This is a genomic window from uncultured Amphritea sp. (assembly GCF_937127095.1).
GTDB lineage: Bacteria > Pseudomonadota > Gammaproteobacteria > Pseudomonadales > Balneatricaceae > Amphritea.
In genome coordinates this window covers 1-24,981 of the sequence record NZ_CAKZLP010000018.1, presented here as the reverse complement: position 1 = coordinate 24,981, position 24,981 = coordinate 1, and the positions used below count along the sequence as shown (strand labels likewise).

Here is a 24,981-nt window from a genome sequence, read left to right as displayed (position 1 = left end):
AGGGTGGAATGTTGCTTGATTTCGGAGTCCTGAAAAAAACACTCAAGAAGGTTCTTGATAGGATTGATCATAGTCTTTTGAATGAAAATGAATCTTTTAAAGAAGTTTTTCGTCTATGATGTATAATATTATTCAATCACCTTAAAATTAGTTAGATAATGGCGGTTAAAAAAACAGTTGCATTGACATCCTAAATAATCATAATGAGAATCATTATCATTCAATAAGTGGAGAGTTAGTGATGAATGCACTGAGAATTGATGCATGGCTAGAACGCAAAGAACCGGTGATAAAGCTGCACAGTGGTCTATCCAATCATCTGATCGCTGAGTGGCGTGGCACTGCTGTCTCAGAGCTATTTGAGTTAGGCATTGTCACTTGCCATGAGATGTACTCAACGACCCGCAGCGTACAACAACAGGTAGCTCATGAACTGCTACTCACTGCCTGTGCTAACTCTCTCTGTCAGCGCAATGGACCACAATGCTTCAACTGCATTACCGGACGCCTACTACGGGCGCTCGCCAAGAGTGATCAGCGCGATTATCAACCATCCATTGCCGGACTAGAGCAATACAAATCAGCCATGTAATCAACCAGCTACTGAGTGGGGATTTGTTGCTGTTGATAAGCTGAAGTTCCCCATAACGGCACAGTAGAAAGGCTGTGTTTAAAGCTGCCATTAATCTCTTTGGTTGAGTATGAAAGATACATTAAGGTCTGAGATTCGGGATCAAAAATACGCCGCACTTTCATTGTTTTGAACAGCACGCTCTTGGATTTACGAAACACCACCTCGCCAGTTTTTGAACGATCAATAGCGGCAATCATCTGCGCAGTCATCGGGCCCGTTTGACGACAGGCAATCGATGAATCACTGGGGTCCGAAAAATTCAGATCAGCTTCAATACTGGCAATATGACAGGTGACGCCGGTCACTACCGGGTCTACCAGTACATTTAGTTTAATATCTTTGGTGGTCAGTAATCCAAGTGAGACATCCCCGACTTCGTCGCCACCGCACCCGGTCAACAGCAGGGTTAATATCACAGCGGTCACAGCTTTCATGTTCAGTCCTCTTATCCGGTTTAAGTCGATTGTAACTGACGCTATAAACAAAAAAGCCCTGCATCAGCAGGGCTTTTTCAACAGCCGGATGCGGCCTTATTCTACAGACTCATCCTGCTCCATATCACGCATGGTCAGTTTAATACGACCACGAGGATCAACTTCCATCACCTTAACTTTGACGATGTCGTCCATCTTGATGTAGTCGGTGACTTTCTCGATGCGCTTGTTAGCGATCTGAGAGATATGCACCAGACCATCTTTACCCGGCAGGATGTTGACGAATGCGCCAAACTCTTCCAGACGCACAACCTTACCTTCGTAGATCTTGCCGACTTCAGCTTCTGCAGTGATCTCGCGAACACGATCAACAGCAGCCTTAGCAGCGGCTTTGTCTGCTGCGTAGATACGCACAGTACCGTTGTCTTCGATATCGATAGTCGCACCGGTCTCTTCAGTCAGCGCACGGATAGTTGCACCACCCTTACCGATAACATCACGGATCTTCTCTGGGTTGATCTCCAGCAGCGTCATAGCAGGGGCGTTATCTGGCAGCTCTGGACGAGCATAGCCGATCACCTTAGCCATCTCTTTGAGGATGTGAGCACGGGCTTCATAAGCCTGCTCCAGCGCGATATCCATGATCTCTTCGGTAATACCGGTGATCTTGATATCCATCTGCAACGCTGTAACACCGGCTTCAGTACCGGCTACTTTAAAGTCCATGTCGCCCAGATGATCTTCATCACCCAGGATATCGGTCAGTACGGTGAAACGCTCACCCTCTTTAACCAGACCCATGGCGATACCGGCAACCGGTGCTTTCAGAGGCACACCTGCATCCATCATCGACAGAGACGCACCACAAACAGACGCCATAGAGCTTGAACCGTTAGATTCAGTGATCTCAGACACGATACGAATGGTGTACGGGAACTCTTCCTGGGTTGGCAGAACCGCGGCAACACTGCGACGAGCCAGACGACCATGACCGATCTCACGGCGACCAGTTGCGCCCATACGACCGGCTTCACCGACAGAATATGGAGGGAAGTTGTAGTGCAGCATGAACGGATCGCGGCGTTCGCCTTCGATCGCATCAATGATCTGAGAATCACGGCCAGTACCCAGTGTACAGGTCGCAATCGCCTGAGTTTCACCCCGGGTGAACAGCGCAGAACCATGAGTACCACTCAGTACGTCAATCTCAACTTCGATACCACGGACAGTCTTGCTGTCACGGCCATCGATACGTGGCTGACCATCAAGGATACGGCCACGAACGATCTCTTTCTCCAGTGATTTGAAGATACCGGATACTTCACCTGCAGAAGGCTGACCCTCTTCACCACACAGCGCGGCAACCGCTTTATCACGGGCAGCAGACAGAGCGTTCTGACGCAGCATCTTGTCAGCCGTCAGGTAAGCAGTATTGATGTCTTCACCAACAACACCACGCACCTGCTCAATCAGTGCAACATTTCTCTCTTCAGGTGTGTATTCCCAACGCGGCTTACCGGCTTCAGCAACCAGCTCATTGATCGCGTTGATCGCAACCTGCATCTGCTGATGACCGAATACAACGGCACCCAGCATCTCATCTTCAGACAGTTCCTGCGCTTCAGATTCAACCATCAGCACCGCTTCAGAAGTACCGGCAACAACCATGTCCAGCATGGAAGTTTGCAGCTCGTCGTAAGTCGGGTTCAGTGAGTAACCGGCTTCTTCAGTGTAACCCACGCGAGCACCACCGATAGGGCCCTGGAATGGGATACCAGAGATCGCCAGTGCAGCAGAGGTACCGATCATTGCAGCGATATCAGGATCGTTAATCTTATCCGCAGACATAACAGTACAGATAACCTGTACTTCATTCATGTAACCCTTAGGGAACAGTGGACGGATAGGACGGTCGATCAGACGAGACGTCAGAGTCTCTTTCTCGGACGGACGTGCTTCGCGCTTGAAGAAACCACCCGGAATACGGCCTACAGCGTAGTACTTTTCCTGATAGTGAACAGAGAGCGGGAAAAAGTCCTGACCTTCGCGGGCTGATTTAGCGCCAACAACGGTACACAGAACCTGTACACCGGCCATAGTAACCATGACAGCACCGCTCGCCTGACGGGCAACCCGACCGGTTTCGAGGGTAACTTCATGTTTACCGTATTGGAATGTCTTAGTAATTGCTTGTGGCACGATACAATTCCTTATCTTTATGCAAAACAAAAAAATGTCTGTGCGACGTCACACCGGCCTCTTTATAGCCAGTACTCTGCTGTGTTCTGAAATCCAGAGCACACCAGAGTACAGGCTGGTTGGTGTAAAACGTGGTACAGACGCATATACAGATCGCTGTTTCAGCCGATCTTAAAGCACCGGGGCCATCATAGATGGCCCCGGAACATTATCTTAACGACGCAGGCCGAGACGCTTGATCAGATCAGCGTAACGAGTTACATCTTTCTTCTTCAGGTAGTCCAGCAGCTTACGACGCTGGTTTACCATGCGGATCAGACCGCGACGAGAATGGTGGTCATGGATGTGACCTTTAAAGTGAGACTGCAGACCAACGATGTTGTGGGTCAGCAGAGCAACCTGTACTTCAGGTGAACCAGTGTCGCCTTCAACACGAGCGTACTCAGCTACGATCTCAGCTTTCTTTTCAACAGATAATGCCATTTTACAAACTCCAAAAATAATATGCACACCACTCGGTATGTGTGTGGTGGATTAATAGTCGCGTTGTACCGAGCATATTTTCAGTTCAACGTCATATTGCCAGTGCCGCCTCAGCCACACCGGCAAATTCAATTACATGTCTTGAGTATTCATCAGCCGTCGGGTTAATAACTGCCCGTCGGCATCGATCTCGCCAATACCCAGAAACTTATCACTGGCGGCATCACGAATGCGCACCAGAGGTTGTGCTTCAAAGGGATCCAGCATGACCCGCTGCCCCTTACACAATGCACTGGTTTGCAGCTCAGTCAGCAGTACCTCAGGGGTATCTGCGACCGGACTCCAGGGTGGCAATAATAACGTATCCAGATGCATTTGTATGCTTTCCGGCGTCGCATCACTGCCCATATCCGCTACCCGCTGCTCCAGATCAGCCAGAGGCATCATGCTCTCCGCTTTGTAAGGGCCTGAGTCGAGGCGGCGGAGCATTTTAACATGCGCTCCACAGCCCAGCATCTCGCCCATATCCTGAACAATTGAACGAATATAGGTGCCTTTACTACAGCGGATATCCAGATCTACTTCATCGCCCCGAAAATCCAGCAGTTCGATACTAAACACCGTCACCTGACGGCTTTTAACTTCGACCTGAATTCCCTGGCGCGCCAGTTTATAGAGCGGTTGACCATTATGCTTAAGTGCCGAGAACATCGACGGCACCTGAGTAATCAGACCGGTAAACTCCCGTTGCAATAGCTCATCAAGCTGCGCTGCACTGAGGTTTTCCGGCAGCGGTCGCTCTTCAACCACCACGCCATCCGCATCGCTGGTATCGGTTCGCTGGCCCAGCTTCGCGGTAGTAACATAACGCTTGTCCGCATCCAGCAGAAACTGGGAAAACTTGGTCGCTTCGCCAAAACAAAGCGGCAGCATCCCGGTTGCCAGTGGATCCAGTGCCCCGGTATGACCAGCTTTCGCTGCGCCATAGATCCGTTTTACAATTTGCAACGCCCGGTTTGACGACATTCCACCCGGTTTATCGAGCAGGAAAATACCGTTGACCGGCCGGCCTTTTGCCCGCCTAGCCAAAGGTTATTCTCCGTCATCCTGACCGTGCTGGCTGTCCGCCCGGGTAGCCTGAATAATCAGGTCGTTCAGACGTCGGCCACGGTCAACACTTTCATCAAAATGGAAACGTAGTTGCGGCATCACCCGCAGTTTGATCTTGCTGGACAACTGTCCACGCAGGAAGCCCGATGCACTGTTAAGAACCTTAAGCGATTCTGTCACGGCAGTGGCTTCATCTTTACCCCCCATCGCCATCACGGTGATGTAGATATCGGCATAACCGAGATCCTTGGCGATCTTAACGTAACTGATCGTCACCATCCCCAGGCGCGGGTCTTTAATTTCACGCTGGATCAACTGAGCCAGGTCCTTCTGGACCTGGTCAGATATCCGCTGTGTACGACTGAATTCTCTTGCCATAATTGCCTGTCAATACACCCTTACAACGTACGTGCGACTTCAATGGTGTCGAAGACTTCGATCTGGTCGCCGACTCTCACATCATTGTAGTTCTTAACGCCGATACCACACTCCATACCCTGACGAACGTCAGCTACGTTATCCTTAAAGCGACGCAGAGATTCAAGTTCACCTTCATAGATAACCACGTTTTCACGCAGTACCCGGATACGCTTGTTACGGTGTACAGAACCTTCGATCACCATACAGCCTGCCACAGCACCAATCTTCGGTGCACGGAAGACATCACGAACCTCAGCAATACCAACAATCTGCTCCTTAAACTCAGGAGACAACAGACCGGTCATTGCCAGCTTCACGTCATCGATGATGTCATAGATAACGCTGTAGTAACGCAGTTCAATCTCTTCACGTTCAACAATGGCACGCGCCTGTGCATCCGCACGGACGTTGAAGCCGATCATAATAGCGCTGGAGGCAACGGCCAAGTTGGCATCGGTTTCAGCAATACCACCAACACCGCCAGAAACAACGTTAACCTTAACTTCGTCGGTGCTCAGGTCCAGCAGTGAGCTGGTCAGTGCTTCCAGTGAACCACGAACGTCTGCTTTCAGGATGATGTTCAGAGTCTTAACATCGCCTGCCTTCATATTTTCGAACAGGTTCTCAAGTTTCGCCTGCTGCTGACGCTGCAGTTTAACTTCACGGTATTTGCCCTGACGGAACAGAGCTACTTCACGGGCTTTCTTCTCATTAGAGACCACGGTGAACTCATCACCCGCGCCTGGGGTGCCATCCAGACCGAGAATCTCGACCGGGATAGACGGGCCAGCTTCTTTAACCGGCTTACCATTTTCATCCAGCATCGCACGTACACGGCCATACTGCAGACCTGCCAGCACGATATCACCCTGTCTCAGAGTACCGTTCTGAACCAGCAGAGTGGCAACCGGGCCGCGTCCTTTATCCAGACGGGACTCAACCACAACACCACGTCCGGGTGCTTCAGGGATCGCTTTCAGCTCCAGAATTTCAGCCTGTAGCAGCACCGCATCCAGCAGAGCATCAATACCCTCACCGGTTTTCGCCGATACATTCACAAACTGAACATCTCCGCCCCACTCTTCTGGCAGAACATCACGCTGAGCCAGCTCATTTTTAACCCGCTCAGGATCAGCATCTTCTTTATCGATCTTGTTGATCGCAATAACCAGTGGCACACCGGCTGCTTTAGCGTGATTTACCGCCTCTTCAGTCTGCGGCATTACACCATCATCGGCGGCTACTACCAGGATTACGATATCGGTCAACTGCGCACCACGGGCACGCATCGCGGTAAAGGCAGCGTGTCCCGGAGTATCCAGGAAGCTGACCATACCATGGCCGGTTTCAACGTGATAAGCACCAATATGCTGGGTAATACCACCGGACTCACCGGCGGCTACACGGGTTTCACGAATGTAGTCGAGCAGCGATGTTTTACCATGGTCAACGTGACCCATAACGGTAACAACCGGCGCACGCTCAACCTGCTCACCCGCAATCTCTTCTGCAGCACCGGCGCTTTCGATCAGCCGATCTTCAACGGTGTTTTCCTGCATCGCAACTGGAGTATGCCCCATCTCTTCAACCACCAGAGAGGCGGTGTCCTGATCAATAACGGAGTTGATGGTCGCCATCGCCCCCATCTTGAACATAACCTTGATCAGATCAGCCGCTTTAACCGACATTTTCTTCGCCAGCTCAGCCACGGTAATCGATTCAGGTATTCCGACCTCATGAATCACCGGTGCAGTTGGCCGCTCGAACGCTTGCACGTTAGAACTGGTCATCCCTCTCTGCGCTGGCTTACCACCACGACGATTGCCACCGTCACGACCGCCCGGTTTACGTGACAGACGCTTACCATCGCCCGCACCTTTGCGGCCAGCAGCCGGTTTATCCTGGCTACGGAAATTCTTTTCCCGTGCAGGCTTGCTACGATCCTGTTTAGAATCATTGCCTGCCGGTGTTGCTTCAACAGCTACCGGAGCGGCTCCGCTTTTTGGCGCGGCAGGTTTTTTTGCAGCAGGCTTAGTCATTGCCGGTTTAGCAACAGCAGCCTTAGGCTCAGACGGCTTTCCAGCCGTTTGTGATGTTGCTTCACGTTGCGCTTTTGCCTTCGCATCAGATTCAGCTTTCAGACGTGTTTCTTCACGCTGTTTTTCCTGAGCTGCCTGCAGCTCTGCATCACGGCGGGCCTGAACATCCAGCTCTGCCTGCAGATTCTGAACTTTAGCTTCAGCAACCGGAGTCTCTTCAACGTCGGCACGCTTAATATAGGTGCGTTTTTTGCGCACTTCTACATTGATAGTTTTCTTACCTGCAGCGCCGGATACTTTAATCTGGCTGGTTGTTTTACGTTTAAGCGTAATCTTCTTAGGCTCGCTATCGGATTTTTCGCCGTGGCTGCGCTTAAGGTGGTTTAGCAGTTTCTGACGCTCATCTTCGGTAACCGAAGCGGCTTCATTTTTGCCTGCAATACCTGCTTCTTTCATCTGCGTAAGCAAACGATCAACGGGAACGCCAACTACTTCGGCAAGTTGTTTTACTGTGACTTCTGCCATCTGGGTTTATCTCCTCCGTTGACTTATTCTTCGTCCGCAAACCATGGGGCGCGCGCTGTCATAATCAGCGCTGCAGCCTTTTCTTTATCCAGCTCTGCAATCTCAAGCAGGTCTTCAACCCCTTGCTCAGCCAGATCTTCCATGGTCACGATACCTTTACTGGCCAGAACAAAGGCCAGGTGACGCTCCATACCTTCCATCTCTAGCAAATCCTGAGCAGGCTCGGCATTTTCCAATGCCTCCTCACTCGCAAGTGCCAGATTCAGCAGAGCATCTTTTGCGCGGGTGCGCAGTTCATCAACAATATCTTCATCGAAACCATCGATTTCGAGCATCTCATCTGCGGGTACATAAGCAACCTCTTCCAGCGAGGTAAAGCCTTCATCCACAAGAATTTCAGCAATATCATCATCAACATCCAGGTGCTTAATAAACAGCTCCAGGATTGAACCGGTTTCAGACTGCTGCTTTTCTGCAGCTTCTTCTTCGGTCATAACATTCAGTTTCCAACCGGTCAGCTCTGATGCCAGACGAACATTCTGTCCGCTACGACCAATCGCCATCGGCAGATTCTCAGCCGCAACAGCAACGTCCATTGAACGGGAGTCTTCGTCCACAACAATAGACGCAACCTCTGCCGGAGACATCGCATTAATAACCAGCTGAGCAGGATTATCATCCCAGAGGATAATATCAACGCGCTCGCCACTCAGTTCATTAGAAACCGCCTGAACACGGGCGCCACGCATACCGACACAAGCACCAACAGGGTCGATACGACCATCATTGGTTTTAACGGCGATCTTGGCACGAGAACCCGGATCACGAGAGGCTGCACGAATTTCGATAACCTCTTCAGAGATCTCTGGCACTTCAATGCGGAATAGTTCGATCAGCATCTCAGGGCAGCTGCGGCTCATCGCCAGCTGAGGACCACGACCTTCGGTGCGAATTTCATTCAGCACCGCCCGAACCCGGTCACCCATGCGATAGGTTTCACGTGGCAGCAACTGATCACGAGGCAGAACTGCTTCTGCGTTGTTACCCAGATCAACAATAATGTTGTCTCGTGTCACTTTCTTTACAGTACCGGAGATCAGTTCACCCAGACGACTGCTGTATTGCGCAACGACTTTAGCCCGCTCAGCTTCACGTACTTTCTGCACGATGACCTGCTTAGCGGTCTGCGCAGCGATACGCCCAAACTTAACCGATTCAACCTCTTCCTCATGAATATCGCCAGGTTGCAGAGTCGCGTCGATCTCTTCCGCTTCCTGCATGGTCAACTCAGTCCCCAGCAGTGGCACGCCTTCATTGCTGACCACCGCCCAACGGCGGAAAGTGGTGTAATCACCGGTAGCACGATCGATTACAACGCGGACATCAGCCTCTTCGTCATAGCGTTTCTTGGTCGCTGTCGCCAACGCCAACTCAATCGCTTCGAAGATTACCTCTTTAGAAACATCTTTCTCGTTAGATACTGCTTCTGCAACCAGTAGAATTTCTTTATTCATACAACTGCCCCAACCTCAAAATTCAATTCTTCACTCTCAGAACTGAGGAACTATGTTTGCTTTATCAATATGGTCTATCGGTAACAGGTATTCTTCCTGATCGACAACCAGCACAATATCTTCATCTTCAATGCCTTTGAGGACGCCTTTAAACCTGCGACGACCATCAAAAGGCATGCGCAGCTTAAGCTGCACCACATGTCCGACAAACGCCTGGTACTGTTCCAGAGTAAACAGCGGGCGATCCATCCCCGGGGAGGAAACCTCTAATGTATATTCACCGCTAATCGGATCTTCCACATCCAGAATACCGCTCACCTGACGACTCACACTGGCACAGTCTTCAACACCGATACCCTCTTCGGCATCAATGTAGATCCGCAGCATGCTGTGACGCCCCTGGGATATCATTTCGACACCCCATAACTGATAACCGAGAGCCACCACAGATGGCTCAATCAGTTCCTGTAACACACTCAACTTTGCTGACACGCAAAAACCTCTAAACGCACTTTCTTAGGCAAACAAAAAATGGGTCAAAGACCCATTCAACATACGACCCGGCAGGTCGCAAGTACGAAAAAGCCCCTAAAAAGGGGCCAATCAACGTACTGCTTGATCGACAATTTCAGTCTTATACCGAATGACCGGCTCACTGAAATTGGTAGCGGGAATCAGCATCAGCTGCCACCCTCCCGAAGGAAACATAACAGTCAATATGATGCTAAATCAGATTAACCCTCAAGAGTCCGTTAGACGAATCTCTTCTTTCTGATAGATCATTGTGAAAAATGGTAGCGGGGGCCAGATTTGAACTGACGACCTTCGGGTTATGAGCCCGACGAGCTACCAGGCTGCTCCACCCCGCATCAGAAATCGAGGAGGATTATACTCTTACGATCAGCGTAGTTCAAGGACAGCTTCTATGGATTACTAAACAAGAGCAAAAAGAAGAGATCGAAACCAGGCACATATTTGAACAAAGCGCTTGCGTCGACGCCCGAAGGACCTCATCGAAAATAAACCACGCAGGCCACTCCTTATGACACAAGTCCCGCCGAAGCAAAAAAAGCGCATCAAAGATGCGCTTTCTTAAATATGGTGCCGACAATATAGTTTCATATTGGGCGTCGGAGCCCGCGACGGCGGTCCGAAGGACTTCATCGAAGATGAACGCAGTCCCGCCGAGGCAAAAACAAAAAAAGCGCTCTCAGAGCGCTTCTTTAAATATGGTGCCGAAGGCGGGACTTGAACCCGCACGACCATTAGGTCACCACCCCCTCAAGATGGCGTGTCTACCAATTTCACCACTTCGGCATAAAACAAAGTTTACTCTGCAGGCGGTACGTCCGCATCACCTGTAGGTAATTTTTTCTCTTCCAGAACAGGCAGCTGTTCCGCATTGTCTGCAGCGCTTTGAATCAGCTCTGCAGCCGGCACACCTGCATCAGATACATAGGCAGCCTTATCTTTCGCATAAACTGCCAAAACAAAACTGGTTATAAACAAACCCGTTGCAATGATTGCAGTCATCCGACTCAAAAATGAGCCTGAGCCCTGGCTACCAAAAACGGTCTGAGATGCTCCTGCACCAAAAGATGCACCGGCCTCAGCGCCCTTACCCTGCTGCAACAGCACCAGAGCAATAATGGCAATAGCCAAAAGAACATGTACAGCAAGAACCAGAGTTTCCATCTATTTTTCCACTTACTTACGACTCTCTGCAGCCGCAGCGCAGATCGTCAGGAATTCGTCAGCTTTCAGAGATGCGCCGCCAATCAGACCGCCATCAATATCCTGTTGAGCCAGGAGCTCTGCCGCATTACCGGCATTCATACTACCGCCATACAGAATCGACAGTTTATCAGCTATAGCAGCATCACTACCAGCCAGCTGGGCACGGATCGCAGCATGTACTTCCTGCGCCTGCTCCGGGGTTGCTGTTAAACCCGTACCAATGGCCCAAACCGGCTCATAGGCAATTACAACGGATGCGAAACCTTCTGTACCAACCCGCTGCAGTACAGCATCAATCTGCGCAGCAACCTGAGAGAGAGTTTCACCCGCCTCGCGCTGCGCCAGCGTTTCACCAACACAGAGTATCGGCACTAAACCGGCTGCCAGGGTTGCAGCAACCTTTTCTGCAACTTCCGCATCGGTTTCGCCATTAAGACTACGACGCTCTGAGTGCCCGAGGATGACATAATCACACCCCAGATCCTGCAGCATCGCCAGCGACCACTCGCCGGTAAACGCACCGAGTGGATGTGCAGAAACATTCTGCGCGCCGACCTCTACCGGAGCCTCGCCTAACTGAGCCTTAACCTGAGACAGGTAGACTGCAGGTGGGCAGACCAGGGTAACCAGACCTTCAACTGCAGGCACACCTGCAATGAGATCAGCCAGCAAAGTCCGGATCGACTCACTGGTTCCGTTCATTTTCCAATTTCCGGCGACTATCGTCTTACGCATGAGTAACCCTCTGTGCAAAGCGGCGCACATAGTACCCAGTTTCCTGATAAGTTACAAGCAGCTACAAGCAGGTAACCCATAAAAAGTTAACCCGCCTGGAGGAAAACTTAAAGCGCCTGCTGAACCGCTTGGGCCAACTCCTGACACAACCCCTCAACCCAGACCTCATCATCCCCTTCAACCATCACCCTGACGACAGGCTCTGTTCCGGACGGACGCAGTAACACCCGGCCACGATCACCCAGACGGGACTCAATATCAGCCACCGCATTACGCACTGCGGGCAATGCAAGCACATCGACTTTCGAACTCAGATGAACATTGATCATCGTCTGCGGCATCTTGCGCATCGCCGATTTAAGCTCATACAATGACGCCTTATCATCCGCCATCGCTTTCAGAACCTGTAACGCCGCGACAATACCATCACCGGTAGAGGTCAGTTGCCGGCAGACCAGATGGCCCGAGGATTCTCCGCCCAGCAACCAGTCATTGGCGACCAGCTGTTCCAGCACATACCGATCGCCCACCTGAGCACGTATAAACGGAATCTCTGCCTGCTTCAGTCCCTGCTCAAGACCGAAGTTACTCATCAGCGTACCAACCACTCCCCCTTTAAGCCGCCCCTTAGCATGTAGCGCCATAGCGATAATATAGAGCAGCTCGTCGCCATCAACCGACTCACCTTTATGATCAACCATAATCAGACGATCACCGTCACCATCCAACGCAACCCCAAGATCGGCCTTCTTTTCGATAACAGTTTGCTCTAACAGCAGCGTAGAGGTCGCGCCACAACCTTCATTGATATTGATACCATCCGGAGAGGAACCGATCTCGATCACCGTAGCCCCCAACTCGCGGAACACTTTCGGTGCAATATGATAGGTTGCACCATTAGCACAATCGACAACAATTCTGATCCCTTTGAGACTCAGATCGCCAGACACTGTGCCTTTACAAAATTCGATATAACGCCCCGCAGCATCATCTATCCGCCGCGCCTTACCTAACTCAGCGGCCTCAACCGTTGTCATCGCCATGTCCATCTGCGCTTCAATGGCATGCTCGATCTCATCCGGTAGCTTGGTGCCCTGTTCAGAGAAGAACTTGATGCCATTATCGTAATATGGGTTATGCGATGCGCTGATCACAATACCCGCATTACAGCGAAACGTGCGTGTCAGATAAGCAATTGCCGGCGTCGGCATCGGACCTAGCAACAGAACATCAACACCCGCAGCAGAAAGTCCCGCTTCCAGCGCTGATTCAAACATGTAGCCCGAGATCCGGGTATCTTTACCGATAATGATCTTACTGCGCCCTTCGCGGGCGAATACCTTGCCCGCAGCCCAACCCAGTTTCAACATGAAGTCAGGCGTAATCGGAGCGGTGCCCACCTTGCCGCGAATACCGTCGGTGCCAAAATATCGCTTAGTCATTACTCAACCCTTCCCTCATTCAATATAGCCTCAGTCATCCGCACCACATCAACCGTTTCGCTGACATCATGCACTCTGAAAATCTGTCCACCCTGCTGCACACCGATAGCAACAGTTGCCAAACTACCCGCCAGGCGCTTATCCACAGAGCGATAAAGCACATGATCAATCATACTTTTGCGAGACGTTCCGACCAACAAGGGCATACCAAACTGATGTAACTGTCTCAGATTGTTCAGCAGACGCAGATTATGCTCCACCGTTTTACCAAAGCCAAATCCCGGATCAAGTATTATCCGCTCATTGGTAATTCCTGCCGCATTGCAGGCCAATATACGCTGCCGCAAAAAATAGTTCACATCATCTAGCACATCATCATATTGTGGCGCGTTCTGCATCGTTGCAGGACTGCCCTGCATATGCATCACACACACGGGAAGGTTAGTTGCCGCCGCAGCTTCCAGGGCGCCTTCACGACCCAATGCCCGGACATCATTGATTAGCCCGGCACCCAGCCGAGCCACCTGGGTAATCACCTCAGGCGCACTGGTATCCACAGAGATAATCACATCAAGCTCAGCATGGATACGTTCAACGACTGGCAAAACCCGATCCAGTTCCTCCTGAAGAGACACGACAGCAGCACCCGGACGGGTAGACTCACCGCCAACATCAATAATCGTGGCACCGTCCAGCACCATCTGCCGGGCGCGCTCAACCGCCTGATCGACACAGAGTTTACGTGCCTCATAGAGTGTGCCGCCATCGGAGAAAGAGTCTGGAGTGACATTGACAATCCCCATCACCTGGGGGCGGCTAAGATCAAGGGTTCGGGTACCGAAGCGGTAGGCGGAAAAATCGTTCACAGAAGTGTCCATCAGCTACTTTTAAATTAAAAAGGCCGGTCTGGGACCGGCCTTAGCATGTTAGATTAATCGCTTAGTGAAGGTTAGGATCTGATGCATCTGAACCAGAAGATGGCTCATCCTTCTTACCATCCTTCTTGTCATCGTTAAGATCATCACTCGGCTCATCGTCATGAAGATCAAACTCTTCCTTCTTCGCTGCAGCAGCTTCATCAGCCGCTGCTTTTGAATCGGACTCCTGCCATCCCTCTGGCGGGGTTACGGGCTTACGATCCATCAGCTCATCAAGCTGTTTGCTATCAATCGTTTCATACTTCATCAACGCCTGAGTCATGGTCTCAAGAATATCGCGGTTATCTTCCAGCATCTTATACGCCTTGGCATAACACTCATCGATAATCTTACGGGTTTCAGCATCAATTTTACGCTGCACATCTTCCGACATCGCCTTACCCGGCTGACCATAACCACGATTAAACGGATCTGATTCTTCGTCATCGTACAGAATAGGACCCAGCTCATCGGTCAGACCCCAGCGTGAAACCATATTCCGCGCCAAACTGGTGGCCCGCTGAATATCGTTAGAGGCACCCGTAGTAACACCATCTTTACCCAGGGTCATCTCCTCAGCAATCCGGCCACCATACAGGCTGCAGATATTGGAGATCAGCAACTTACGGCTGTGGCTATAACGATCTTCCTCAGGCAGGAACATGGTGACACCCAGCGCCCGCCCACGGGGAATAATCGACACTTTATACACCGGGTCATGCTCAGGCATCAAACGACCAACAATGGCGTGACCGGACTCATGGTAAGCAGTATTCAGACGCTCTTCATAAGACATAACCATCGACTTGCGCTCAGCACCCATCATGATTTTGTCTTTAGCACGTTCAAACTGCTCCATGCCGACTGTGCGCTTACTGGAGCGAGCCGCGAACAGCGCCGCTTCGTTTACCAGGTTTGCCAGATCAGCACCGGAGAACCCAGGAGTACCACGGGCAATCAAATCAGGTTTTACATCATCCCCCAGAGGGACTTTGCGCATATGTACCTTAAGGATCTGCTCACGACCACGGATATCCGGCAGACCGACATGCACCTGACGGTCAAAGCGTCCAGGACGCAGCAGCGCAGGGTCGAGTACGTCTGGACGGTTGGTCGCAGCAATCACAATAACTCCTTCCGTACCTTCAAAACCATCCATCTCAACCAACAACTGGTTCAATGTCTGCTCTCGCTCATCATTACCGCCGCCCATACCGACACCACGGTGACGACCCACCGCATCGATCTCGTCGATAAAGATGATACAGGGCGCATTTTTCTTCGCCTGCTCAAACATATCCCGTACCCGGGAAGCACCGACACCAACAAACATCTCAACGAAATCAGAACCGGAGATAGTAAAAAATGGCACTTTAGCTTCACCGGCAATCGCTTTTGCCAGCAGGGTTTTACCGGTACCAGGATTACCTGACATCAGCACACCCCGGGGAATATGCCCCCCTAAACGCTGAAACTTACCGGGATCACGCAGGTAATCAACCAGCTCCTTCACCTCTTCTTTGGCCTCTTCCACACCGGCAACATCATCAAAGGTGGTTTTAATCTGGTCCTGCCCCATCATACGAGCTTTCGACTTACCGAAAGACATCGGGCCGCCTTTACCGCCCCCTCCGCCCTGCATCTGGCGCATAAAGAACATAAAAATGGCAAGAATAATCAGAATCGGGAAGCTGGCGACCAGTAGCTGAGTCCAGACACTCTGTTTTTCAGGTTGCTTACCTTCAATAACCACATTGTGGTTATATAGATCATCAACCAGCTTAGGATCCTGCAGCGCCGGACGCACCGTTGCAAAACGCTCACCATTAGACCGTTCACCCTCAATGGTAAAACCGTCAATTACCACCCGGCGAATCTGATCATTCTTAACCGCACTGATAAATTCAGAATAGTTAAGATTTTGCGAGGTTCCTTCGCTGTTGAAGTTATTGAAAACGGTTAACAGCACTGCTGCGATAACCAGCCACAGTACTAAATTCTTTGCCATATCGTTCAAAGGAAAACCCTCTGTCTTCTCAAAATTAGTGTCCGTCCTAAAACAAACAAAACTACAGTAGTTACACTGTTTTGACTATATCAGGGACGGAAGTTTCGTCCAATCAGATAGACTTCACGTGAACGGGCTCTTGATGAGTCCGGCTTTCGGCTGTAAACCTTAGTAAAGCTGCTGCGCATATCACTCATATACTCGTCAAAGCCTTCCCCCTGAAACACCTTGGCCACAAAGTCACCACCGGGTTTAAGGACCTGACGAGCCATATCCAGCGCCAATTCTACCAGATACATAGCCGCCGGCTGATCAACAGCATTCATACCACTCATATTGGGGGCCATATCTGAAATTACAAGGTCTGCCAGTTCATCTCCCAGGGTTTGCAGAATTTCATTCAGTACGGATTCCTCGGTGAAATCCCCCTGAACGAACTGCACCCCGGGTAAAGGATCCATCGGCAGAATATCAGATGATACCACCCGACCATGATCACCAACCAGCTGTGCCGCGACCTGAGACCACCCCCCCGGGGCTGCGCCAAGGTCCATCAGCGTCATCCCCGGACGGATAAGTTTATCCTTTTCATTCAACTCCAGCAGCTTAAAACTTGCCCGTGAACGATATCCCAGCTCTCTTGATTTTTTAACATACTGATCGTCGAAGTGTTCCTGCAGCCAACGACCACTGCTTTTTGATCTTGTCACCAACATCCCCGCTCGGAATTTGAGTCAATGTCTACTTTCTAAAGACTAACTCAGGTAAAATCGGTTAATTATGATTCTGAGCGGGTCTTCCGCTCCAAAATTTAAAGGTCAAGTATTTTAGTATGAGCTTAACCCCTACGCAAAAGAAGCAGTTCCGAACTATCGGTCACGGCCTCAACCCTATTATCACTGTCGCCGGTAACGGCCTGAGTGAGAACATCCTTCTGGAAGCAGATCGCGCCCTCGAAGACCATGAACTGATCAAAGTAAAATTTGCTGTGGGCGACCGCGAAGCAAAAAAACTACTGATCAGCGAGATGGCTAAAATTGTCGAAGCGACCATCATCCAAGAGATCGGCAATGTCGCATTGATCTATCGTGCCGCCAAGCATCCAGATCCAAAACTGTCTAACCTGCTACGTTAATGCCACAGGAACAGATCAACAACAAAAAAACCGCCTCTGGGCGGTTTTTTTTATCTAAAGGGGTCAGATATGGTGAACCTTATCAATCTCGTACTCGACTCCGCCGCCAGGCGTCTGCACAACAGCCACGTCGCCCTCTTCCTTACCAATCAGAGCCCGGGCAATCGGTGAACTGATAGAGATTTTACCACCTTTAATATTGGCTTCATCATCACCCACAATCTGGTAACGCACAGTATCATCGGTATCCAGGTTGATAAGCTCAACCGTGGTACCAAAAATCACCTTTCCGCTATGCGGAATCTGCGTTATGTCGATCACCTGAGCAGAGCCCAGCTTACCTTCCAGCTCCTGAATCCGCCCTTCAATAAATCCCTGCTGCTCACGCGCAGCATGGTATTCAGCATTCTCTTTCAGGTCGCCATGTTCACGAGCTTCGGCGATGGACGCTATCACTGTTGGACGCTGCACGGTTTTCAGATCGTCCAGCTCCTCACGCAATGCTTTCTCACCTTTTACGGTCATCGGAAATTTTTGCATACTCTCAGCTCCTCAATGCAGGTCTTGCAGACGACGTACAACTTTTTCTTCACCATACTGCATCGCCATGATCATCGCTTCCGCACCCGCCAGTGTCGTACTGTACGGTACTTTATGCTGCAGAGCCGAGCGACGGATCTCAGCAGAATCTGCAATCGCTTTGCGGCCCTCGGTGGTGTTGATCACATAGACGACCTCATCGTTTTTCAGCATATCGACAATATTTGGCCGACCTTCCATCACTTTATTAACGATTTCCACATCAAGACCGCTTTGCTTCAGCAGTGCTGCAGTTCCACGGGTAGCCACCAGAGTAAAGCCCAGGCCTACCAGATCGCGGGCAACCGGCAGAACATTCTGCTTATCCACTTCACGCACTGAGATAAACGCTTTGCCGGTAGCAGGCATCTTTTCACCCGCCCCCATCTGCGCCTTCATAAAGGCCTCGCCAAAGGTCTCACCCACACCCATTACTTCGCCGGTAGACTTCATCTCCGGTGACAGGATCGGGTCAACACCCTGGAACTTATTGAACGGGAACACCGCTTCTTTAACGTTAAACAGTGTTGGCACGATCTCTTCAGTAAAGCCGATCTCTTTCAGAGTCTTACCGGTCATCACCTGTGCACCGATCTTCGCCAGAGAGACACCGATACATTTAGACACAAACGGCACTGTACGGGATGCACGCGGGTTGACTTCGATCACGTAGACTTCGCCATCCTGGTATGCCAGCTGAGTATTCATCAGACCCACCACACCCAGCTCCAGCGCCATCTTACGCACCATTTCACGCATCTCATCCTGCAGCTCAGGTGACAAACTGTACGGCGGCAGAGAGCAGGCCGAGTCACCGGAGTGAACGCCGGCCTGTTCGATATGCTGCATGATCGCACCAATAACAACCGTCTCACCATCACAGACCGCATCGATATCCACTTCAATCGCTGCGTTGAGGAAGTGATCCAGCAACACCGGTGCATCATGGGAAACTTTTACTGCAGAGGTCATATACTGACGCAGTTCAGATTCTTTATAGACGATCTCCATCGCCCGACCACCCAATACGTAGGATGGACGAACAACCAGCGGATAACCGAGCTTCTCAGCTTCGATAACCGCTTCTTCCAGTGAACGCACAGTGGCGTTTTCCGGCTGCTTCAGGCCCAGACGCTTGAGCATCTGCTGGAACTGTTCACGGTCTTCCGCCCGGTCGATCGCCTCCGGTGAAGTCCCGATAATCGGCACACCGGCATGTTCCAGCGCCAGCGCCAGCTTCAGCGGAGTCTGGCCACCGTACTGCACGATAACACCCTTAGGTTTCTCGACATGAACAATTTCGAGTACATCTTCCAGGGTGATCGGCTCAAAATAGAGACGGTCAGAGGTATCGTAATCGGTCGACACTGTTTCCGGGTTACAGTTAACCATAATGGTTTCGTAACCATCTTCACGCGCCGCCAGGGCCGCATGTACACAGCAGTAGTCAAACTCAATCCCTTGTCCGATGCGGTTCGGGCCACCGCCAATAACCATGATTTTTTCACGATCAGTGGCGTTAGCTTCGCACTCTTCCTCGTACGTAGAGTACATATAAGCGGTATCGGTCGAGAACTCAGCCGCACAGGTATCAACTCGCTTATAAACCGGACGAATATCCAGCTTATGCCGTTGTTTACGTACCTGCTTCTCAGACACTCCCAGCAGAGTTGCCAGACGCGCGTCAGAGAACCCCTTACGTTTCAGGCGATACAACTCAGGCTTATCCAGTTCAGACAGGGTCATGGTCGAAACGCGTAGTTCATCTTTAATCAGATCTTCGACCTGCACCAGAAACCATGGATCGATACCGGAAAGCTCGTACAACTCTTCAACGGTCATACCCAGGCGGAATGCATCACCCAGATACCAGATCCGTTCTGCGCCGGGCTGCTTCATCTCGCGAACAATCTCTGTACGAGCGTCTTCACTCTTCAGGTCAACGATCGGATCCAGACCGGTCGCACCGACCTCCAGACCACGCAAGGCTTTCTGCAGTGATTCCTGCTGAGTACGGCCGATCGCCATCACCTCACCGACAGATTTCATCTGGGTTGTCAGGCGGTCATTTGCCTGTGGAAACTTCTCGAAGGTAAAGCGCGGAATCTTAGTAACAACATAGTCAATTGCCGGCTCAAAAGACGCAGGCGTCGCACCGCCAGTAATATCGTTCTGCAGCTCATCCAGGGTATAACCGATCGCCAGTTTGGCCGCCACTTTGGCGATTGGGAAACCGGTCGCTTTAGACGCCAGCGCAGAGGAGCGGGATACACGGGGGTTCATCTCGATAATCACGAAGCGTCCGGTATTCGGGCATTGACCGAACTGAACGTTAGAACCACCGGTCTCGACACCGATCTCACGCAATACTGCCAGCGAGGCATCCCGCATCCACTGGTACTCTTTATCAGTCAGTGTCTGCGCAGGAGCCACCGTAATTGAGTCACCGGTATGCACACCCATAGCATCAAAGTTTTCAATCGAGCAGACGATGATGCAGTTATCGTTTTTGTCACGAACAACCTCCATCTCGTACTCTTTCCAACCGATCAGGGATTCGTCGATCAACAACTCGTTGGTTGGAGACAGATCCAGACCACGCTCACAGATCTCGATAAACTCTTCTTTGTTATAGGCGATACCACCACCGGTTCCACCCATGGTGAACGATGGTCGAATGATGCAGGGAAAGCCCAGCTGAGACTGTACCTGCAGCGCCTCTTCCATACTGTGAGCAATCGCAGCACGGGGACACTCCAGGCCAATAGACTTCATCGCTTTATCAAAACGCTGGCGATCTTCCGCTTTATCAATGGTATCTGCGTTGGCACCGATCATCTCTACGCCAAACTTTTCCAGAACACCTTCGCGTTCAAGATCCAGGGCGCAGTTCAGAGCAGTCTGACCGCCCATCGTTGGCAGCAAAGCATCCGGACGCTCCTGCTCAATGATTTTCGCTACCGTTTTCCACAGAATTGGCTCGATGTAGGTGGCATCAGCCATCGACGGGTCTGTCATAATGGTCGCTGGGTTAGAGTTAACCAGAATGACGCGATAGCCCTCTTCACGCAGAGCTTTACAGGCCTGGGCACCGGAGTAATCAAACTCACAGGCCTGACCGATAACGATAGGACCCGCACCGAGGATTAGAATACTTTGTATGTCCGTACGTTTTGGCATGTGTAAACAACCGATCGAAAATTTTAATTCTTTAAAAGCTGCCCGGAGTTAGCTCACAGGCAGTACGTATTGAACTTAAAACAGGCCTGTTAAGCCTTACGTGCTTCAATCTCACGGATAAAGCGATCAAACAGGGGTGCGACATCGCGCGGACCCGGACTTGCTTCGGGGTGTCCCTGAAAACTGAAGGCCGCACGGTCTGTGCGCTCAACCCCTTGCAGAGAACCGTCAAACAGCGACTTATGAGTCGCACGAAGGGTCTCAGGCAATGTCGTTTCATCTACCGCAAATCCGTGGTTCTGACTGGTAATCATCACCTGCTTGTTGTTCAGATCCTGTACCGGATGGTTAGCACCATGATGACCAAACTTCATTTTCATTGTCTGCGCACCGGACGCCAGCGCTAATAGCTGATGACCCAAACAGATACCAAATACAGGCAGGTCTGTTTTGCAGATTTCCTGAATCGCAGCAATCGCATAATCACAAGGCTCCGGGTCCCCAGGGCCGTTGGACAGGAAGACCCCATCAGGATTCAGTGCCAGCACCTCGGCTGCGGTTGTTTTAGCCGGAACGACTGTCAAACGGCAACCACGCTCAACCAACATCCGCAGAATATTGCGTTTCACACCATAGTCATATGCAACAACGTGATGCGGCAGGTTTGCTTCGGCGATATCCTGATGACCCTTGACACGATCCCATGTCGTTGAGGTCCACTGGTACTGCTGATCGGTGGTAACCTCTTTCGCAAGATCCATTCCTTTAAGACCAGGAAAAGCTTTCGCGGCAACCAGGGCAGCATCTTCATCGATATCGCCGGCCATAATACAGCCGCTTAACGAGCCCTTCTCACGCAAAATCCGGGTAAGACGGCGGGTGTCAATATCAGCGATACCGACAATATTTTTCGCTTTCAGATACTCATCCAGGCTCTGCTCACTGCGCCAGCTACTCGCCACCAGTGGCAGATCGCGGATCACAAGACCTGCAACCCATGTCTGAGAGGACTCTTCATCCTCTGTATTGGTTCCCACGTTACCGATGTGTGGATAGGTCAGGGTCACTATCTGACGGCAATACGATGGATCCGTCAGAATCTCCTGATAACCAGTCATGGAAGTGTTGAACACAACTTCTCCGCTGGACTGGCCATCCGCGCCAATCGCTACTCCCCGGAAGATACTACCGTCCTCAAGGGCCAGAATGGCTGGTCTTGTCAAAATTAACCTCCCCGCTTAGTGCGAAAATCTAAACAGAATAAATAAACTGTAAGTTGCAAAAAAGCGAGGTAGAACAAAATGCCCGCCTCGCTTTTCTGTAGAGAATTCTTCTAGTGCATTTTCAGCATGCAAATCGGCGGTATTTTAGTGCATCTAACCTGCCTTGTCTACGCACCCACACTCCCCATTCTGAGTATCTGCAAAAAACACCACAACATAACTGCAACAGAAAAGAAATATAAATACCGGATCTGACAACCTGAGCTGAAGTAGATGAAAATATCCCGAATTAGTCTGGTAGCTGGCGCTATCTTATTACTTGTTGTTACCCTCATGGCCGTTGCAATGTTCTGGTCACTTGAGCGGCTTAATGATAGTTTCAATAAAACTCGCAATTATCAGCAATTACAGGAAGAGATTAATACTGAGGTAAACCGTCCAACGCTTATCTATCTGAGTACAGGCAATGCCGCATTGTTAACAAAGGTAGATAATACCCTCTCCCGTTTAATCAAAAATGACGCTCGCGTATCCAGCCTGACTGACAGCGGAATGCCTGAAGTTCAAAACACCTTAACCGAACTCAAATCTGTCGCTCTATTTAAACTTCGGGCCGCCGGCAAGTTAAAGCAACCACAGGAACTACTCATCAACAATGAGCGGGAAATTCTTGCAACGCTGAGCCAGCTATCAGATTACAGTATTGAAGGCGGCATAGATCAACCCTATTTAAAACAACAATATGCCACTGTTCTGAATAAACTTTACCTTATCATTTCAGAACTGGCACATAGCCGCCAGCGCTTTTTCTCATCCAACCAGCCAAACCGGTCGGATATTGATCAGCGTTTAAGCACTTTAAAGCAGATGGGCGAGACACTAACAAAACTGCCACGCTTCGGCATCTATAAAGAAACTGAAAGCAGCGACGCGCTGGGATCACTACTTGGACGCATTTCAGATGAAACGGAGACAATCCGTGATGAACTGGGCGACCTCTATACTCGGGAACTAAACAGCCTCAGCCTTCGGTATAGCAAAGAGCTACTGAATATCGAGAAGATCTATGCAAACAAATCTGTATCGATACTGGAAACAACATCACTGATTGACCTGCTAAACAGTCAGCTTCTAGCCAATCAGGACCGCTTACAAAAACATTATGACGCGACTGAACAGTCCGTGTATATCCTGTTGAGCATCAGCATTGCACTCATTATTACCATCGGCATGATTATGAGCATGCTGAATAGTCGTCTTAGCCGAATAATCAGCAGCACCTGCGAGCAACTAAACGCACTGGCCAGGGGCAGTCTTGATTATGCAACACCTAAAACAAGCAAAATTATTGAGATCGAAATCCTCAATAGTTCAATCGCCAGCCTGCGAAGCTACTTCACTACACTGATTGAGAAAATACACACTGAAAGCACGACACTTAATCTGCTGGGCAGAAACCTGAATACAAGCTCCGACACCCTGACCCAAATCGTTAACAAACAGCAACACTCAACAGAGCAGGCATCAGTACAGATACAGCAACTGAGCAGCTCATATCAGGAAGTAGCCCAAAATGCCGTCAAAACATCAGCAGCAACCCGCAAAGCAACAGAGATAGCGATTCATGGCGTTACCGAGATGCAGACAACCAGCGAAAGCATCCGACAGCTGAAGGAGGAAACCGAAGCCACCAATGTGTCACTTGATCAACTTAAAGATGACGGCAAAGCAATTGGATCAGCATTGCATGTTATTCAGAACTTTGCCGAACAAACCAATCTTCTCGCACTGAACGCCGCGATTGAAGCCGCCCGCGCTGGCGCAAGCGGACGCGGATTTGCAGTGGTAGCCGATGAGGTCCGTTCCCTCGCAGCCAACACAGCAAAAGCCGCGGATAACATCAGCGTAATTATCAAGAAACTTAATAGCGCAATTGACCAGATGTCGGAAAAAGTAGAACTGCAGGCGGGACATGTGCACAACACAGTGACACTTGCTGAAAATGCCAGAAAACGGGTTGAACAGATTCGCATATCGATCGATGAAATAGACAGCATGAGTACTATGATCGCATCTGCGACAGAGGAACAATCCATGGTCACCAGCCAGATATCAGAAGTCATCAACATGACCCTTGAGCATTCACAAAACTCAGCAACTGAAGCGCATAACAACAGACAACATGCCCGTCAGGTCGATCACACCGGCAACAGCCTGATGCAGTTATTGCAACAGTTCTCGCAACAGGCCTAGCGAATAATCATCTGTTGCGGCTTTCTGTTTTTAACCGCTTTTATCTGGTACACGACACAATCTCGTCTGCCAGAAAAATTAATTTCAGAGCAGGCGGGAGGCGCACTGGTCTGCTCTCTGGATACCTCCGGCGATGTTTCTATCGCGACGAGGGCGTCGCTCGCTACAGGGTCATGCTTCCTCGGACAGTGTAGGAGCCACGCTAGCATGCCCTCTGGGGACCTCGTGGCGAAGAACCCGCTTACGAAGCTCCTTTCTCTGAAGATGACACCCGCCCCCCGCTAAGAAGGTTTTTATCTTACGCTTGTTCTAACTACTAGCAGGCGCATAGCGCCGTTCTAGATAATTGGACTCCCCTCGCCCCTGAACAGGAACCGAGGTACGCTGACAGTTCTCACACAACCAACTGGAGTC

The 24,981-nt window shown here is 50.5% G+C and carries 21 protein-coding genes and 2 tRNA genes; 4 read left to right on the top strand and 19 right to left on the bottom strand.

Annotated elements, in window-relative coordinates; translation table 11 throughout:
* Nucleotides 1-8 precede the first annotated feature (8 nt).
* Nucleotides 9-119 (top strand): 6-carboxytetrahydropterin synthase, encoded by a 111-nt coding sequence (locus tag Q0499_RS23665; protein ID WP_363317771.1) that lies wholly within the window; start codon nt 9-11, stop codon nt 117-119.
* Between the two features lie 122 nt (nt 120-241).
* A complete protein-coding gene (locus Q0499_RS04095; protein ID WP_299196440.1) occupies nt 242-592 on the top strand; it encodes a hypothetical protein in 351 nt (116 codons plus the stop codon).
* Nucleotides 593-600: 8 nt separating this feature from the next.
* On the opposite strand, the gene Q0499_RS04090 is transcribed toward Q0499_RS04095, so the two are convergent.
* The 16 genes from Q0499_RS04090 to rlmE form a co-directional block, all read right to left on the bottom strand.
* A complete protein-coding gene (locus tag Q0499_RS04090; protein ID WP_299196437.1) occupies nt 601-1,068 on the bottom strand; it encodes a CreA family protein in 468 nt (155 codons plus the stop codon).
* Between the two features lie 96 nt (nt 1,069-1,164).
* A complete protein-coding gene (pnp, locus tag Q0499_RS04085) occupies nt 1,165-3,267 on the bottom strand; it encodes a polyribonucleotide nucleotidyltransferase (protein ID WP_299196434.1) in 2,103 nt (700 codons plus the stop codon).
* Nucleotides 3,268-3,480: 213 nt separating this feature from the next.
* Nucleotides 3,481-3,750 carry a 30S ribosomal protein S15 gene (gene rpsO, locus Q0499_RS04080; protein ID WP_126159729.1) on the bottom strand — a complete coding sequence of 90 codons (270 nt, stop codon included), beginning with the start codon at nt 3,748-3,750 and terminating at the stop codon, nt 3,481-3,483.
* Between the two features lie 132 nt (nt 3,751-3,882).
* Nucleotides 3,883-4,839 (bottom strand): tRNA pseudouridine(55) synthase TruB, encoded by a 957-nt coding sequence (gene truB / locus Q0499_RS04075; RefSeq protein WP_299196413.1) that lies wholly within the window; start codon nt 4,837-4,839, stop codon nt 3,883-3,885.
* Between the two features lie 3 nt (nt 4,840-4,842).
* On the bottom strand, nt 4,843-5,238 hold the full coding sequence (gene rbfA / locus Q0499_RS04070; RefSeq protein WP_299196410.1) for a 30S ribosome-binding factor RbfA: 396 nt from the start codon (nt 5,236-5,238) through the stop codon (nt 4,843-4,845).
* A gap of 20 nt (nt 5,239-5,258) precedes the next feature.
* Nucleotides 5,259-7,844 carry a translation initiation factor IF-2 gene (gene infB / locus Q0499_RS04065; protein ID WP_299196406.1) on the bottom strand — a complete coding sequence of 862 codons (2,586 nt, stop codon included), beginning with the start codon at nt 7,842-7,844 and terminating at the stop codon, nt 5,259-5,261.
* 23 nt (nt 7,845-7,867) lie between these two features.
* On the bottom strand, nt 7,868-9,358 hold the full coding sequence (gene nusA, locus Q0499_RS04060; protein WP_299196396.1) for a transcription termination factor NusA: 1,491 nt from the start codon (nt 9,356-9,358) through the stop codon (nt 7,868-7,870).
* Nucleotides 9,359-9,394: 36 nt separating this feature from the next.
* Nucleotides 9,395-9,850, bottom strand: coding sequence for a ribosome maturation factor RimP (gene rimP, locus Q0499_RS04055; RefSeq protein ID WP_299196382.1), 456 nt, complete (start codon nt 9,848-9,850; stop codon nt 9,395-9,397).
* 300 nt (nt 9,851-10,150) lie between these two features.
* Nucleotides 10,151-10,227, bottom strand: a tRNA-Met gene (locus Q0499_RS04050).
* Between the two features lie 361 nt (nt 10,228-10,588).
* Nucleotides 10,589-10,675 (bottom strand) — tRNA-Leu (locus Q0499_RS04045).
* Nucleotides 10,676-10,687: 12 nt separating this feature from the next.
* Nucleotides 10,688-11,053 (bottom strand): preprotein translocase subunit SecG, encoded by a 366-nt coding sequence (gene secG / locus Q0499_RS04040; RefSeq protein ID WP_299196379.1) that lies wholly within the window; start codon nt 11,051-11,053, stop codon nt 10,688-10,690.
* A gap of 12 nt (nt 11,054-11,065) precedes the next feature.
* The gene (gene tpiA, locus Q0499_RS04035) at nt 11,066-11,830 is read right to left on the bottom strand and encodes a triose-phosphate isomerase (protein ID WP_299196370.1); all 765 of its coding nucleotides are present in this window, start codon (nt 11,828-11,830) and stop codon (nt 11,066-11,068) included.
* Between the two features lie 107 nt (nt 11,831-11,937).
* Nucleotides 11,938-13,272 (bottom strand): phosphoglucosamine mutase, encoded by a 1,335-nt coding sequence (glmM, locus tag Q0499_RS04030; protein WP_299196350.1) that lies wholly within the window; start codon nt 13,270-13,272, stop codon nt 11,938-11,940.
* The gene (gene folP, locus Q0499_RS04025; protein ID WP_299196345.1) at nt 13,272-14,138 is read right to left on the bottom strand and encodes a dihydropteroate synthase; all 867 of its coding nucleotides are present in this window, start codon (nt 14,136-14,138) and stop codon (nt 13,272-13,274) included. Before folP ends, glmM begins: the two co-directional genes overlap by 1 nt.
* A 73-nt stretch (nt 14,139-14,211) precedes the next feature.
* Nucleotides 14,212-16,197, bottom strand: coding sequence for an ATP-dependent zinc metalloprotease FtsH (ftsH, locus tag Q0499_RS04020; RefSeq protein ID WP_299196443.1), 1,986 nt, complete (start codon nt 16,195-16,197; stop codon nt 14,212-14,214).
* An 89-nt stretch (nt 16,198-16,286) separates the two neighbouring features.
* Nucleotides 16,287-16,913 carry a 23S rRNA (uridine(2552)-2'-O)-methyltransferase RlmE gene (rlmE, locus tag Q0499_RS04015; protein ID WP_299196332.1) on the bottom strand — a complete coding sequence of 209 codons (627 nt, stop codon included), beginning with the start codon at nt 16,911-16,913 and terminating at the stop codon, nt 16,287-16,289.
* Between the two features lie 116 nt (nt 16,914-17,029).
* Here rlmE and Q0499_RS04010 point away from each other — a divergent pair, with 116 nt between their 5' ends.
* The gene (locus Q0499_RS04010; RefSeq protein ID WP_299196316.1) at nt 17,030-17,332 is read left to right on the top strand and encodes a YhbY family RNA-binding protein; all 303 of its coding nucleotides are present in this window, start codon (nt 17,030-17,032) and stop codon (nt 17,330-17,332) included.
* A 63-nt stretch (nt 17,333-17,395) separates the two neighbouring features.
* Here Q0499_RS04010 and greA read toward each other — a convergent pair whose 3' ends face one another.
* The 3 genes from greA to carA form a co-directional block, all read right to left on the bottom strand.
* Complete coding sequence (greA, locus tag Q0499_RS04005; protein ID WP_299196301.1) at nt 17,396-17,872, bottom strand: transcription elongation factor GreA; 477 nt, start codon at nt 17,870-17,872, stop codon at nt 17,396-17,398.
* Between the two features lie 12 nt (nt 17,873-17,884).
* Nucleotides 17,885-21,091: a carbamoyl-phosphate synthase large subunit gene (carB, locus tag Q0499_RS04000; protein WP_299196286.1), complete on the bottom strand. Its 3,207-nt coding sequence runs from the start codon at nt 21,089-21,091 to the stop codon at nt 17,885-17,887.
* Nucleotides 21,092-21,180: 89 nt separating this feature from the next.
* Nucleotides 21,181-22,314 (bottom strand): glutamine-hydrolyzing carbamoyl-phosphate synthase small subunit, encoded by a 1,134-nt coding sequence (carA, locus tag Q0499_RS03995; RefSeq protein WP_299196261.1) that lies wholly within the window; start codon nt 22,312-22,314, stop codon nt 21,181-21,183.
* A 273-nt stretch (nt 22,315-22,587) separates the two neighbouring features.
* Between carA and Q0499_RS03990 the strand changes: the two genes are divergently transcribed.
* The gene (locus Q0499_RS03990) at nt 22,588-24,567 is read left to right on the top strand and encodes a methyl-accepting chemotaxis protein (RefSeq protein ID WP_299196258.1); all 1,980 of its coding nucleotides are present in this window, start codon (nt 22,588-22,590) and stop codon (nt 24,565-24,567) included.
* Nucleotides 24,568-24,981: the final 414 nt, after the last annotated feature.